The organism is Catellatospora vulcania (assembly GCF_009720385.1).
Taxonomy (GTDB): Bacteria; Actinomycetota; Actinomycetes; order Mycobacteriales; family Micromonosporaceae; genus Catellatospora; species Catellatospora vulcania.
The window spans coordinates 1,256,440-1,271,261 of sequence record NZ_WARX01000001.1 but is presented as its reverse complement, the minus strand read 5'-3'; the positions used below and the strand labels follow the sequence as shown (position 1 = coordinate 1,271,261).

Annotated in this window: 8 protein-coding genes; 4 read left to right on the top strand and 4 right to left on the bottom strand. The window is 69.2% G+C overall.

Annotation, left to right across the window (positions count from 1 at the left end; translation table 11 throughout):
- Window positions 1-2: 2 nt before the first annotated feature.
- Window positions 3-1,385 carry a condensation domain-containing protein gene (locus F6W97_RS24980; protein ID WP_155372820.1) on the bottom strand — a complete coding sequence of 461 codons (1,383 nt, stop codon included), beginning with the start codon at window positions 1,383-1,385 and terminating at the stop codon, window positions 3-5.
- On the bottom strand, window positions 1,382-1,645 hold the full coding sequence (locus tag F6W97_RS40890) for a phosphopantetheine-binding protein (RefSeq protein WP_230686939.1): 264 nt from the start codon (window positions 1,643-1,645) through the stop codon (window positions 1,382-1,384). Before F6W97_RS40890 ends, F6W97_RS24980 begins: the two co-directional genes overlap by 4 nt.
- 233 nt (window positions 1,646-1,878) lie before the next feature.
- Between F6W97_RS40890 and F6W97_RS24970 the strand changes: the two genes are divergently transcribed.
- Window positions 1,879-2,706 carry a hypothetical protein gene (locus F6W97_RS24970; RefSeq protein WP_155372818.1) on the top strand — a complete coding sequence of 276 codons (828 nt, stop codon included), beginning with the start codon at window positions 1,879-1,881 and terminating at the stop codon, window positions 2,704-2,706.
- Between the two features lie 158 nt (window positions 2,707-2,864).
- The gene (locus F6W97_RS24965; RefSeq protein WP_155372817.1) at window positions 2,865-3,596 is read left to right on the top strand and encodes a DUF899 family protein; all 732 of its coding nucleotides are present in this window, start codon (window positions 2,865-2,867) and stop codon (window positions 3,594-3,596) included.
- Between the two features lie 218 nt (window positions 3,597-3,814).
- Here the strand turns inward: F6W97_RS24965 and F6W97_RS24960 are convergent, their stop codons facing one another.
- Window positions 3,815-5,563 carry a M28 family peptidase gene (locus F6W97_RS24960; RefSeq protein ID WP_155372816.1) on the bottom strand — a complete coding sequence of 583 codons (1,749 nt, stop codon included), beginning with the start codon at window positions 5,561-5,563 and terminating at the stop codon, window positions 3,815-3,817.
- A 183-nt stretch (window positions 5,564-5,746) separates the two neighbouring features.
- On the bottom strand, window positions 5,747-6,343 hold the full coding sequence (locus F6W97_RS24955; RefSeq protein WP_155372815.1) for a hypothetical protein: 597 nt from the start codon (window positions 6,341-6,343) through the stop codon (window positions 5,747-5,749).
- Between the two features lie 125 nt (window positions 6,344-6,468).
- On the opposite strand from F6W97_RS24955, the gene F6W97_RS24950 reads away from it, so the two are divergent.
- Both F6W97_RS24950 and F6W97_RS24945 read left to right on the top strand, forming a co-directional pair.
- Complete coding sequence (locus F6W97_RS24950; RefSeq protein WP_155372814.1) at window positions 6,469-8,094, top strand: tetratricopeptide repeat protein; 1,626 nt, start codon at window positions 6,469-6,471, stop codon at window positions 8,092-8,094.
- 796 nt (window positions 8,095-8,890) lie between these two features.
- Window positions 8,891-14,668 carry a ThuA domain-containing protein gene (locus F6W97_RS24945; RefSeq protein WP_230686938.1) on the top strand — a complete coding sequence of 1,926 codons (5,778 nt, stop codon included), beginning with the start codon at window positions 8,891-8,893 and terminating at the stop codon, window positions 14,666-14,668.
- The last annotated feature ends 154 nt before the right edge of the window (window positions 14,669-14,822 follow it).

Here is a 14,822-nt window from a genome sequence, read left to right as displayed (position 1 = left end):
GGCTAGAGCTCGCGCCACGCGCTGCCGGGATCCGCGACAGCGCCGGCGAGGATGCGGTGGTACGCGGCAGTCCAGCGCGCGATGGTGGACGCGTCGAACTCGTCGCGGTTGTAGAGCACCCCGCCGTTGAACCGGCCGGAGGGAATGACCTCGGTGTTCCAGGAGGCGCCGAACGGCATGTCACCGGTCTCGTCCGGCTCCAGCACACGTTCGCGGATCTCGACCGCGCCGTCGCCGATCGGGTAGGTCTCGGCGGCCGAGGGCTGCTGGTGGAAGATGAAGTTCATGAAGCAGTCGGACGGATTGCCCTCCGGCCGCGTCAGCTCCGGTGCCAGCTTGGCTATCTCGCCCATGGGGATCTCGTGGGTGAAGGCCCCGGCGGCCGCCGCACGGGCGCGTCGGAGGACATCGCGAAAGCTCGTGCAGTCGGCGATCTCGACACGCACCGGCAGGAAGTCGATGAGCAGCCCGACCGTCTCCTGGAAAGCAGCCTCGTTGCGCCCGGAGGTCAGCACGCGGAAGGCGGTGTCGGTCGCCCCGCGGACCTCGTGGGCCAGCACCGCCATCCCGGCGAGCAGCACCATGAACAGCGAGCAGCGCTCCTGCCTGGCCAGCGCGGCCAGGGACGCGACGAACTGCTCGTCGTAGTCGTACACATGCTCCGAATAGGGCTGTGAGTACCGCGGCGGCATCGGCCGGTCGGTCGGCAGGGTGAAGATCTGCGCTCCGGCGAGACGGTCGCGCCAGTACGCCCGGATCGCCGCGCCCTCGGCGCTGTCCAGGTCGCGGCTGCGTGCCCGCTGCCAGGCCGCGAACTCGCGCGCCTGCTTCACCTCAGGCAGCTTCGGCTCGCGGCCGGCGACCCGGGCGGCGTAGAACTCGGCGAGGTCGCGGATCCCCACGCCCACGGACCGGCCGTCCATGCCCAGGTGGTGGTGCACGAGGACGAACACCGAATCCTGGTCGTCGAAGCGGTGCAGTTCCGCGCGGATCAGCGGCAGCTCGTACGGGTCCAGCCGGCCGACCTCCGCCTCGATGATCAGCTCCTCGGCCCGGATCTCGCGGCTGCGGCCGGTGAAAGGCTCGATGTCGGCGACCAGCAGCGGGACCGCGCAGGGCGGCATCACCTGCTGGTAGGACGACCCGTCATTTTCGTGGCCGAAAACGGACCGCAGGATCTCGTGCCGGGCGACCAGGTCGTCGAGCGCGCCCTGCAACGCCGCGGTGTCCACGCGGCCCCGCACCCGCCAGGCGTTGACGACGATGAAGCGGTCGGTCATGTGCCGCTCGTCGGAGCAGAACACCTCCTGCATGCTGGACAAGGGAAACCGCCCGTTGACCGGCGCGGCCGGGAGTTCGCTTGTCGCGGTTCGGCCGCCGCTCATGACGACGGGCCCAGCTTGGTCAGCAGGCTGCCGACGGTCGGGTGGTCGAACAGGTCGATCAGCGTGACCTCCGCGCCCAGTTCCTTCCTGATCCGGGCGGCGATCAGCATCGCCTGCAGGGACTGCCCGCCGAGGTCGAAGAAGTCGTCGTCGACGCCCACCGCCGCCACGCCGAGCACGTCGGCGAAGATGGCGCACAGCCGACCTGCTCGCAAATCGTGGACGGCATCGTCCATCTGGTGATCGATCGGAATGGTCATCGCCGGCTCCTTCATATCTGCTTCCGAACGGCAAAGGCAGGACTGGGACCATCGGGCCGACATGGACCGCAGCGCCGATGCGATGAGAGTGGCACCGGGCCGCGGCCCGGTGTTCTTCGAAAGTGCCCGACGCCCTCCCCGGCCGATCCAGGCAATCTCGAAGACGTGAGACGGACGCTGGTCTGTCACCTTTTGTTCGTATGCAAGCACCCCTCCCCTCATGGCGGTGAGCAGTGACTGAACACCTCCCGACGGATCCCTTCGCTGTACGGCGGCTCGGCCACGGCAGCGCGGACCCTGTCTTCGTCATCGACTTCCCGACCTACAGCGCCGCGCCGCGGCTGAGCCAGATGCTGACCGGCCGCCTGGGCGAACGCCCGCTGTATCAGGTCGACCCGTTGCGCCCGCTGCTCGACGGGCCCGTGTTCCTGCCGCTGGACGCACTCGCCGAGCAGTACGCGGCGCGGATCGCCGACCTTCGCGGCTCCGGCGACCGCCCCACGGTGGTCGGGTTCTGCAGCGCCGGCGACCTGGCGTTGCGCGTCGCCGGGCGGCTCGGACGAGCCACCCCGCGCGGCGTCGACGTCCTGCTGGTCCGGCCCGCGTCGCAGGACCGGGCGGCGGCCTTCGCGACGTTCCGCGAGTACCTGTTCGGACTCGGCCAGGCGGATCCGCCGGCCCCCGACGGTTCCCGCAGCGCCGGGGACCTGGTCGCGTGGATGGGGGCGCACCTGGAGCAGGCACTTGCCAGGCTCGCCGTGCAACACGGCCTGGCCACGGCCGACGAGGCGTTCACCGAACTGCTCGCGCGCTACCGCGCGTGGCTGTCCTTCGTGCTGGCCTGCGCCGACGCGCGACCGGCCCAGCTGCCGTCGTGGGTGGACGTGGTGAGCATCGAGGGAACGTCGCCGGGGCCGGTGGTCCCGATGGACCCGCCGCGCGAATACGGGCTCATGCGGCTGCCCCTGCTCGACGCGGACGACATCCTCGTCCCGGAACTCGCCGACCTGGTCGCCGGCCACCTTGCCAGAACCGCGGGCGTGGTCGCTTCCAGGGCCTGAAGCCGTACCTGCCTGCCGCGCATGATCGCCCGGCCCCGTCCGGAACAGTGGCGGCCGGGCCGCCTGCCGACTGGTTCACATGCCGCATCCGGACTAGGTTGGTGAGGCTTGAATCGATCGTCGAACGTCATTTTCTGTCAAGAGAAGAAGGAGCGACTGTGCGCCATCTGCCCACCGAGCCGCTGGCGGTCTCGGCGCTGCCGACCCCCACCAGCCGCGAAGAGTACGAGGCCGCCCACGCCGCTTTGCTGGTCAAGGAGAAGGCGCACACCCGTGCGGGCGATGCGATCGCCGCAGAGCGCCGCCGGCAACCGATGGTCGAGATCCCCGCGTCCGTCACCGTCGTCGGCGCGAAGGGCGAGGTGCCCTTCCTGGACGCCTTCGAGGGACGCCGGATGCTCGTCGGCTACTTCCACATGTGGCACGACGGCGAGCCGGCGCAAGGCCAGTGCATCGGCTGCACCTACTTCGCCTCCCAGGTTCAGGGCCCGCTGGCGCACCTGCACGCACGCGACGTGACACTGGCCTACTTCTGCGAGGGCGCCTACGAGGAGAGCCGGGCCGTCGCGGACTTCATGGGCTACACGGCACCCTGGTACTCGGCGCGCGACTCCGGCGACGGGCTGCTGGCCGGGCGGGACTTCGGCTGGCTCGGCTGCTACGTGCGCGACGACCAGGACCGTGTCTACGAGACCTACTGGACGACCGACCGCGGCAACGAGGCAGGATTCTGGTCCTACAACCTGCTCGACCGGACGGTGTTCGGCCGGCAGGAGGCGTGGGAGGACTCCCCCGAAGGCTGGCCGAAGATCCCGGCCGGCCAGCACCAGTGGCGGGTCGACGGCCGCCCGCTGGCGCAGTGGGACGTCACCGGCGAACCCGCCGCGTAGGCAGGCGCCGTCACGGCATCCACTTCAGAACCGCGAGCCGTCTCGAATACGGCGGCGCGAACGGCACACCACGACGCGGTGTCCCATCAGCCCGACGGCCGGTGCGGCTCGCGCGCCGAGCCCCAAGTGGACGGCGTGCGTCGCCGCATGAGCCGCCTGTGCTGACCGGTGCCCGGTGGCCGACGGGTTCGTCGGCCACCGGGCACCGGTGTGCCGGGTCAGGACACCGTCACGGCCGTGTCGTCGATGACGAAGGACGTCTGCAGGGAGGCGTCCTCGACACCGGTGAACTTGATCGTCACGGTGGTGCCCGCGAAGGCGGAGAGGTTGTACGAGCGCAGCGTGTACCCGCCGGCATTGAGGTTGGAGAAGACCTGCAGCGTGGTGGTGCCCGCCTGCACGGTCAACTTGTCGTACGCGATCGTGCTGGTCGTCTCCGCTGTGGTGATCTTCAGGTAGAACGACAGCGTGTAGCTGCTGCATCCCGACGGCAGGGTCACCGACTGTGACAGCGTCTCGGTGTGCGTCGAGCCGTAGCCGTTCAGCCATGCCGACCAGGTGCCGGTGCGCGGCGCGCCGGTGCCGGTGTGCTGGCCGATCACCCCGGTGGACTGGGTCCAGGAGGCGGCGCCGGACTCGAAGCCCGGGTTGGCCAGCTTCTGCCCGGCGCCGGTGCAGCCGGCGCCGTTGACCGTCAGGGTGTAGGTGGCCGTGTGGGTGACCGAGCCGGTCCCGGTCACCGTGATGGTGTACGTGCCGGGTGCGGCAGAGGCCGTGGTGGTGACGGTCATCGTCGACGAGCTGCCGGACGTGACCGACGACGGGCTGAAGCCGACCGACACGCCCGCGGGGGCGCCGGACGCGCTGAGGGCGACCGTCTGCGCGCTGCCGGAGGTGGTGGCAGTGTTCACCGTGGCCGTGACCGACGAGCCGGGGTTCACCGCGCCGGAGGCCGGGCTCAGCGACACCGAGAAGTCGTTGGCGGGGGCCGTGCCGGTGGTCAGGTTCCACACCGCGTACGCGATGGCGTTGGCGTAGCGGCCCAGCGACGTCGTGTTGACGTTGGACGGGTAGCTGTCGCAGGCCTTGTGGTAGCAGGGGTCGTAGGCCGCGCCCGCGGTGCCGCCCCACTTGGTGACCTGGGCGCTGGTCTTGGTGCGGCCCGCGCCGGTCGAGTTGATCGAGGCGGGGATGCCTGCGTTGCGGAACGACCCGTCGTCGCTGCAGCACTCCGTGGACGTCTCGGTGGGCACGCTGATCGAGGTGAAGTACTCGCGCAGCTTCACCGCGACGGCGTCGGTGCCGGTGATGAAGTAGCCGCCGTTGGTGGAGGCGATCATGTCGAAGGTGCCGTACGCCTTGATCGCGGTCTTCTGCGCCGAGGTCAGCGAGTTGACGTAGAACTTCGAGCCGACCAGGCCCTGCTCCTCGCCCGTCCACCAGCCGAACCGCACGTGGTTGGTCATCGTCGGGTTGGCCGCGGCCAGCTTGAGCGCGACCTCCAGCAGCGCCGAGGAGCCGGAGCCGTCGTCGTTGATGCCCGGGCCTGCCGACACGCCGTCGAGGTGGGCGCCGAACATGTAGGTGTTGCTGGTGTTGCCGCCCGGCCAGTCGGCGATGAGGTTCTTCGCCGAGCCGGTGCACGTGGTGCAGGTCTGTGTGGTCACGGTGTAGCCCGCGGCCTGCAGCTTCTGCTGCACATAGGTCATGGAGGCGGTGTAGCCGGAGGTGCCGGTGGCGCGGTTGCCGCCGTTGCTGGTCGCGATGGTCTGCAGTTGCTGCAGGTGGGCCTTGACGTTGTTGACGTCGATGGCCGGCGGGGCGGCCAGGGTGCCGACGGCTGCGGGTGCGGTGGCACCGCGCAGTTCGGCCGGTCGCGCGGCAGCCGACGGCTGTGCGCTCAGCGCGAGGGTCGCGGCGACGAAAACAGCTACGGCAGGTCCTGCCGCGACCGTTCTGAGTCTCATTGCGGGCTCCTATGATCGATGCCGATGTTCGGCGGCTCGCCGAAGCAAATCAGAACCGGTCGAGCGGCACAAGCCATCGGCATCCTTGAATTTTCTTCGAAATCCTTTCGCTGGGTGACATCGGGCATCGGCCGCCGAGGTCCGGCGCGCGTCGGTTGCCGACACGCGCCGGACGGCCCGCGGTCAGGAGCCGATGACCTGCTTGGTCGAGATCTCCTTGAACGCCTCGTCGAACTGCGCCATCGCGGCCGTGACCCACGGGACCGGAACCGGCTCGCCGGCCGCGGCCTGCAGCAGGGTCAGGCCGTCGACCAGGTCCTGGTCGGCGGCGGCCAGCCAGGGCTGCGGCGACGGGGTCTTGACGCGCGTCTCGGTGTTGAAGTGCCCGACGGTTCCGACGCGGGCTCGTGCGGTGCCGAGGGCACGGGCCGCTGTCTGGAAGCTGTCTGTCGCCTGTCGGCGCAGCACCTCCGCGGTCCGGGGGTCAGCGACCCGCGCGTCGCTGAGCTTGCTCAGCCCGGTGGCCAGCGCACTCTGGAACAGCTTCTCGTTGTCGGGGGTGAGCTGGGCGCTCTTGCCCAGGTCGATCATCCAGACGCACTTGGCGCAGCCGATGATGCCCTGGATCTGGTCCACCCAGAACCAGCCGAGCAGCCCGAGGCCGCTGGCGTTCATGGTGGCGTACTTCTCCTGCGGAAGCCCCGCCTGTGCGGGCGACGGCGCGACGAACAGCGTCGCGACCAGGGCAAGTCCGGCCAGGAAGCCGGTAGATCGCTTCATTTTCTGCCTTTCGTAGGGGCGGAACCTAAGCATCCGTGTCAACCTCACGGCTGCTTCAAGGTCGGCTCCGGGTGGAGTCACGGTGGCAGAGTGAAACGGAAACCCGGGCAGAACAAGGGAGCGTGATGGTCAAGCAGTCCACACCCGACATAAGTCTTGAATCGGTCGACGCCCTGATGCTGGCCGGCGACATCGACGCCACCCTGGCGGCCCTGGACGAACTGCGGCAACTCGTCGGCGCCGGTGCCCCGGCCCTGGCCTGGCGCACCGGCGTCGTGCACTACCTGCTGCGCGGTTCACCGCGCGAAGCGCTGGCCGGCATGCAGCGCGCCGACCTCGGCGCCGAGCAGACCACCGACGAGGCGATACTGCTGGGCTGGCTGGCCTCGGCGCACTGGGCGCTCGGCGACATGGCCGCCTGCGCCGACCACGCGGTCCGGGCCGGCGCGGCCGCCGAACGATGCGACGACGACCGGGCCCGCGCCGCCGCGCACGTGGCCCTGGGGCTGCAGGCGATGCTGGCCGGCGACCGTATCGCCTACGCCGCACACCACACGAAGGCGCTGCGCTTCGCCTCATCGGCCGGCGACATCATCCAGCAGATCCGGATACGGATGAACCAGGCCAGCCACCACGCGGAGGAAGCCCAGTTCGACGACGCGCTGACCGCCCTGGGCATCGCGGTACGGCTGGCCGAAAGCTCCGGCAACGAGGTGCTGCTGGCGGTGGCTCTCAGCAACGAGGGCGACGCGATGAACGCGCTGGGACGGCTCGCCGAGGCGGAGAAGCGGTTCCGCCGCTCGATCGAGATCTGCCAGCGGATGGAGTCCGCCAAGATCTGCTTCGGCCTGCTCGGCCTCGGCGACGTGCTGCGCCGGCGCGGACAGCACGCCCTGGCCCGAGCCGCCTACGAAGAGGTCGGGCCGCTCGCCGAGCAGCACGGCCAGATCCAGGTCCTGGTAGCAGCGCTGGCCGGGATGTCGGACATCCTGGCCGACACTGACAGCGCGACGGCAGTCGAGCTCGCCACCCGGGCCCGAGCCGAGGCCGTCGGGCCGTTCATGACCGTCGCCACCCTGGCACTGGCCCGCGCCACCCTGGCCGGCGGCGACCGGGAAGCCGCCGCCCGGCTCGCCGACCAGGCGCAGGCGCAGGCCCGCACCCACCGGGACCGGGTCGGCGTGGCCCGGGCGCTGGAGATGCAGGCCCAGACCTGCGACGAATGGGAGCGCGCCGGTCGTCACCTGGCCGAGGCACGAGCCATCTGGACCGACATCGGCGCCGGTATCGACGCCGACCGGGTGATGCTCGCCCTGGCACGCCTGCCGGTGGTCACCTCGGAGACCTACATCGACGCGAACCTGGCTGCCGAGCGCCTGGCCGCGGCCGGTCTGCCGACCGCGGCGCTGCACCGGGCCGGCGACCCGAGTTCCCGCGCGTCGATCCGCACGCTGGGCCGTTTCGAGGTGATGGTCGCGGGCAAGGTCATGCCGCCGGCGGCCTGGCAGTCACGCAAGGCCCGTGACCTGCTGCGGCTGCTGGTCGCCCGGCGCGGCCGGCCCGCCACGCGCGAGGAGCTGACCGAGCTGCTGTGGGCTGACGAGCCGGTTTCGGGCACCGACCGGCGCGGACACCGGCTGGCTGTCGCCCTGTCGATCATCCGGGGGGTGGTGGACAGCGCCGGATCCGCCGCCGACAGCGTGGTGCTCGCCGACGGTGGCAGCCACGCCGGTATCCGAGGAGGTGCTTAGGGAGCTCCTCGCCGTACTGGGCCATCGTTCTCCTTCACGAACTGCCGATGCATCTGCCGAACTGTCGAATTCAAGCTACACAGAGGTGGCAGGCCGAGGCGCCGACAGCCGACCGCACCGCCTCGCCCAGGTCGCAGCTGATCGCGGCGGCGTTCCGGGTCCCGACACCTTCACGGTGGAGCAGCTCCTGGGTCGCCTCGCAGCGGGCGGCGGAGATCGATTGGCTGCGTGCCAGCGTTGACGCGGCGCGCGAGGAGAGGCTCGAGCCCGCCCGGCGCTGGACGAGGCGGCCGAGGCCGAGCAGCGGGCACCCGCGAGCTGGCCGAGCTGGAGAAGGAACTCGCCGAACTGCGGTGGCGACTGCGACGACGCCCGAGAGGGACTAACGGGCCTTCGCCTGACCCGAACCACCGCGCAACGGGCCCGTGACGCCGCCGAGCGCAAACTCGCGCAGGCCGAAGCCGTACTGGAAGCGAGATCGTCTTCGGAGTCGTGCCCGTCGGCGGCTCGATGGTGGGTGGTCGTGCCCAATTCCCGTGTTCCTAAACGGATTGACCTGCCAGGACCCTGTCCGCGTCGAACGTGTTATCGAAACGTTACGAAATTGACTGGCATCATTTTGACCACAACTTAGGTGGCGGCGCTAATTTGTTTAAGGCATGAACTATTACCCCCACTGGTCTTCGGCGAGCCGCGGCGGGCTCTGCAGTCCTGTCCAGACATTGGAGTCCTCGTGTCCGAACAACGTCGTAGCTGCACCCACCCGAATATCAGAGCGCGATCTCTGCTCGGTTCGGTGCTCGCGCTCGCCATGACCGTGATCGCGCTTGCCGTCGGGCAGTCGCCCGCGCAGGCCGCGCCGGCAACCACCCATCAGGCCAACGCGGCGCTTGCTCCGTTCTCGGTGCTGGTCTTCTCGAAGACCGCCGGGTTCCGGCATGATTCCATTCCCGCCGGCATCGCAGCGATCCAGCAGCTCGGCGTCGACAACGGGTTCACGGTCGCCGCGACGGAGGACGCCGGCGCGTTCACCGACGCCAATCTCGCGCAGTACGCGGCGGTGATCTGGCTGTCGACCACCGGTGACGTGCTCGACGCCGCCCAGCAGGGGGCCTTCGAGCGCTACATCCGTGCCGGTGGCGGTTTTGCCGGCGTGCATTCGGCATCGGACACCGAATACGGCTGGGCGTGGTACGGCAGCCTGGTGGGCGCCTACTTCTCGGCGCACCCGGCCAACCAGCAGGCGACCATCAAGGTCGAGGACCCAGCGCACCCGTCCACGGCCTCCTTGCCGGCGCAGTGGTCGCGGGTCGACGAGTGGTACAACTACCAGACGAACCCGCGCAGCAAGGTGCATGTGCTGGCCAGTCTGGACGAGCGGTCCTACTCCCCGGGCACCGGTGCGATGGGCGCCGACCACCCGATCGCATGGTGCCAGGATTATGACGGTGGCCGGTCCTGGTACACCGGTATCGGTCACACCATCGCGTCGTATACCGAGCCTTCATTCCTGGCTCATCTGCTCGGCGGTATCCAGACGGCGGCCGGCGCGCTCGACTCCGACTGCAGCGCGTCGCTGACCAGCGGGTACGAGAAGGTGACGCTGGACAGCAACACGCAGAATCCGATGGAGCTGGACATCGCGCCGGACGGCCGGGTCTTCTACCTCGAGCGTGACGGCCGGGTGCAGATCATCAAGCCCGCCACCGGCACCACGGTGACCGCGGTCGACCTGGATGTCTTCACCGGCAACGAGGACGGCCTGATCGGTATCCGGCTGGACCCGAACTTCGCCACCACCAACTGGGTCTACCTGTACTGGGCACCCAACGACGGCATGACGCGCAACCGGATCTCCCGGTTCACGGTCAGCGGCGACAGCATCGACCTGGCCAGCGAGAAGGTCGTGCTGGAGGTGACGACGCAGCGCGCCACCTGCTGCCACGCCGGCGGTTCGATGGTGTTCGACAGCGCCGGTAACCTGTACCTGGCCACCGGCGACAACACCAACCCGTTCGAGTCCGACGGGTTCAACCCGATCGACGAGCGGGCCGGGCGCCAGAACTATGACGCCCAGCGCACCGCCGGCAACACCAACGACCTGCGCGGCAAGGTGCTGCGCATCCACCCGGAGGCGGACGGTACGTACACCATCCCGAGTGGGAACCTCTTCCCGCAGGGAACGGCGTCGACCCGGCCGGAGATTTTCGCGATGGGCTTCCGCAATCCGTTCCGGATCGGCATCGACGCGAAGACGAACACGCTGTACGTGGCCGATTACGGCCCCGACGCGAGCGCGACGAACCCGAACCGCGGCCCGGAAGGAACAGTCGAATGGAACATCGTGCAGCCCGGCAACTACGGCTGGCCGTACTGCCACGGCGCTAACTACGCCTACAACGACTACACCTTCCCCAGCGGTCCGGCCGGCGCAAAGTTCGACTGCGCGGCACCGGTCAACAACTCGCCCAACAACACGGGCCTGACCAACCTGCCGCCCGCGGTCAGCGCCACCGTCGACTACGACTACAGCGGCAACGCGCTGTTCCCGGAGCTCGGTGGCGGCGGCGCGCCGATGGCCGGGCCGGTCTACCGCTACGACCCCGACCTCGTCTCCGAGCGCAAGTGGCCGGCGTACTACGACGGCAAGGCGATGTTCGGCGAGTGGAACCAGAACAAGATGTACGCGTTCCAGGTCGCCGCCGACGGCAAGTCGCTGGTCGACATCAACAACATGCTGGCCGGCATGACCTTCCTGCGGCCGATGGACTTCGAGTTCGGTCCGGACGGCGCGCTCTACCTGATCGAGTGGGGTACCGGATTCGGTGGCAACAACGGCGACTCCGGGATCTACCGCATCGACTACATAGCAGGTGAGCGGGCCCCGATCGCGGTGGCGACCGGCACGCCGGACTCCGGACCGGCGCCGCTTTCGGTGCAGTTCTCCAGCGCCGGGTCGCGTGACCCGAACGGCGGGACGCTGAGCTACGCGTGGACGTTCGGTGACGGTGGCACCTCCACCGTGGCCAACCCGTCGCACACCTACCCGGCTGCCGGCAACTACACGGCGCAACTGACGGTCACCAACACCGCCAACCGCACGGCTGTCGCGAACGTGACGGTCACGGTCGGCAACACCGCGCCCACCGTCACGATCTCGTTCCCGCCGGACGGCGGCTTCTTCGAATGGGGTGACCAGGTCAAATACACCGTCGCGGTGACCGACCCCGAAGACGGGACGATCGACTGCTCGCGGGTGAGGCTGCAGTACTACCTGGGTCACGACCAGCACGCCCACCCCCTGCAGTCGTACACCGGGTGCGCCGGCACCGTGCAGACGTCGCTGGCCTCCGGTCACGGCGCCGACGCCAACGTGTTCGCCGTGTTCGAGGCCACCTACACCGACGCCGGCGGAGTCGGCGGCTCCCACGCGTTGACCGGCAGAGCGATCGAACAGCTGCAGCCCAAGCGCAAGCAGGCCGAATACTTCACCGCCACCGGACGGGCCCCGGACGGCGTCGGCGGCGGCGACCCGGGCGTGCAACTGGAAACGACGACAGACACCGCCGGCGGCTTCCAGAACATCGGCTTCATCGAGGACGGCGACTTCTGGTCCTACGCCCCGGTAAACCTGACCGGTATCGACGCACTGCGGTTCCGGGCGGCGTCGAACACCGCCGGTGGACGCATCGAGGTACGGGTCGGCGCCGCCGACGGGCCGGTGCTGGCCACCGCGACAGTGCCGGGCACCGGCGGCTGGCAGACCTTCACCGATGTCACGGCGACGCTGAGCAGCCCGAGCACGGTGACCGGGCCGCTTTTCCTGGTAGCGAAGAACCCGGCAGGCGACACCGGCACGGGTTCGTTGTTCAACGTCAACTGGGTCGACTTCCTGGGACGCGGCGTGACCGACAACGCGCCGCCGGTGGTCACCGCGTCGGCGACGCCCACCACCGGCACCGCGCCGGTGCTGGTCACCTTCACCGGCTCGGCGACCGACGCCGAGGGCCACAACCCGCTGACCTACCTGTGGGAGTTCGGAGACGGCGCCACAGCCGGCACAGCCAACGCCACGCACAACTACGCCACCCCCGGCACGTTCACGGCGACGCTGACCGTGTCCGATGCGCGCGGCGCGAAGTCGTACGCCAATGTGGTCGTCAGGGTCGAAGCGCCGAACAACGCCTGCCTGGGCGCCCGGTCGGACAACTTCGACGGCACGGCACTGGACAAGGGCCGCTGGTCGACGGTGGTCCGGGAGAACCAGCTCTACTCGGTGACCGGTGGCACGTTGCGGTTGCCCACCGCGGTCGGCGACCTCTACGGCGCCCGCAACGACGCGACCAACCTGATCCTGCAGCCGGCGCCGGACGGCGCCTGGCAGGCGACCACCAAGGTGTCCGTCGCCGTGGCGGCCGACTACCAGCAGGCCGGCCTGATCGTGTACGGCGACGACGACAACTACGCCAAGCTCGACCTGCTCTACGCAGGCTCCAGGAAGTTCGAGTTCATCCGGGAGACCGCCGGGATGCCGCGCAACGGCGCCGCCGACGCGGTCAGCGCCCCGGCAGAGCTCGGCAGCACGGCCTACCTGCGGTTGATCAGTGACGGGGTGAATCTGACGGCGGCCTGGTCAGCTGACGGCGTGACGTTCGCGCCGGTCGGGCAGTCGGCCGCGCTGGCCGGCATCGTCAACCCGAAGGTGGGCATGTTCGCCCTCAACGGCGGCACCACCGCACCGGTCGTCGACGCGGCGTTCGACTGGTTCCAGCTCACCCCGGACGCCCCGGCCGGGCCGATCGACCCGTCCGACGAGTTCGACGGGTCGACCCTGGACCGGTGCAAGTGGAACGCGGTAGTCCGCGAGGACGCCGGCAAGTACCGGGTCGCCGGCGGCAAGCTGGAGATCGATGTGCCCAACGGCGACATCTACACAGCCAGCAACACCGGGCCCACCAACTTCATCCTGCAGAACGCGCCGTCCGGTGACTGGACGCTGCAGACGAAGGTCGACGGCAGCCAGCTCAACGAGCAGTACCAGCAGGCAGGCCTGCTGGTCTACCTCGACGACGACAACTACCTGAAGCTGGACTACATCGTCGACAACACGGCCGGCTCGCCGGTCAGCCGGCGGATCGAGTTCCGCAGCGAGATCGCCAGTGTGGTGCAGAACCCGCAACCCGGAATCACCAACCTCACCGACGCGGTATGGCACCTGCGACTGGCTCGGGTAGGCAGCGCCTACACCGCTTCCTACTCGGCCGACGGCACCACCTGGACGGCGCTGGAGCCGTTGACCAACACGGCCGTAGGTGACACTCCCAAAGTCGGGCTGTTCACGCTCGGCGCCAACCAGACGGCGTCGAAACCGGCAAGCTTCGACTACTTCCGGATGACCACGCCAGGCGCCGGCGACACCACAGCGCCGGTCACCACGGCAGCGGTAACCGGCGCGGCCACCGCCGGCTGGTACACCGAGTCGCCGACGGTCACCCTGACCGCCGCCGACGAAGCAGCCGGCAGCGGCGTCACGAGCACCCAGTACCAGCTCGACGACGCCACGACGTGGACCGCCTACACCGAGCCGGTGCTGATCAGCGGGACAGGAACGCACCAGCTGCGCTACCGCTCCGCCGACACCGCAGGCAACGTCGAGCCGGCCAAGACCATCGAGGTGAAGGTCGACACCACGGCGCCGATCACCACAGCGACGTTCGCACCGGCCAACGACGACGGCTGGCACGCCGGGCAGGTGCCGGTGGTGCTCGCCGCCACCGACGCCGGTGCCGGCGTGGCCAAACTGGAGTGGTCACTGGACGGCGGGCCGTGGACGCCCTACACCGAGCCCGTCAACGTCAGCGGCGACGGCCAGCACGAGCTGCTCTACCGGGCCACCGACGGGGCAGGCAACGTGGAGACGCTGAAGTCAGCCATCCTGAAGGTCGACAGCAACCAGCCGACCGTCATCGTGGCAGGATTGGCCGACGGCCAGCTCTACGGCGACAGCCAAGACGTCCGGGTCACCTTCCAGGCCGCCGATCCGACCTCTGGCATCGCGTCGGTCGTCGGGACGCTCAACGGCGCGTCGTACACGACCGGCACCCTGCAGGCCATGTACGAACTGCGGCTCGGCCTGCACGAGTTGACGGTCACCGCCACAGACAAAGCCGGCAACAAGACGGTCTCCACAGTGCGGTTCTACGTGACAACCTCGTTCCGGGACATGCAGAACCTGCTGGACCGATTCAAGGCGACCAGCCGGCTGTCAGCCAACGCACACAAAAAGTTGACTTCCAAGCTGACAGCGGCCCGCCAATCCGAGGCCAACGGCAACGACGCCAAAGCCATCAACCAGCTCAAGGAGTTCCGCGCGCTCGCGTTGAACACCTCGCTGGTGCCCGAGACCGAAGTCCGGGCGGTACTCGTCCGCGACACCGATGCCATGATCATCAGACTGGGCGGCACACCGCCGACCAACGCCGGGGTCAAGGCCAACAGCGGCAAGTCACTGGCCGCCGTCGGCCGACTGGACGGTGACGATGTCCGCATCGGCAAGAACGGCCGCCTGAGGTAGACGAGCACCATCTGATACGAGGTCGCGCCGTCACGAACTCCGTGGCGGCGCGACCTCGTACACCATGGATCAGGGCATGACCGAACTCCCTGTGCCGCTACGACCACAGCACGCCCGCAGTGTGGACGTCACGCGACCCAAGAACCTATACATC

Coding starts and splice junctions, on each gene's coding strand:
- F6W97_RS24955 (WP_155372815.1), bottom strand. CDS start 6,343: ATGAAGCGATCTACCGGCTTCCTGGCCGGACTTGCCCTGGTCGCGACG.
- F6W97_RS40890 (WP_230686939.1), bottom strand. CDS start 1,645: ATGACCATTCCGATCGATCACCAGATGGACGATGCCGTCCACGATTTG.
- F6W97_RS24960 (WP_155372816.1), bottom strand. CDS start 5,563: ATGAGACTCAGAACGGTCGCGGCAGGACCTGCCGTAGCTGTTTTCGTC.
- F6W97_RS24980 (WP_155372820.1), bottom strand. CDS start 1,385: ATGAGCGGCGGCCGAACCGCGACAAGCGAACTCCCGGCCGCGCCGGTC.
- F6W97_RS24950 (WP_155372814.1), top strand. CDS start 6,469: ATGGTCAAGCAGTCCACACCCGACATAAGTCTTGAATCGGTCGACGCC.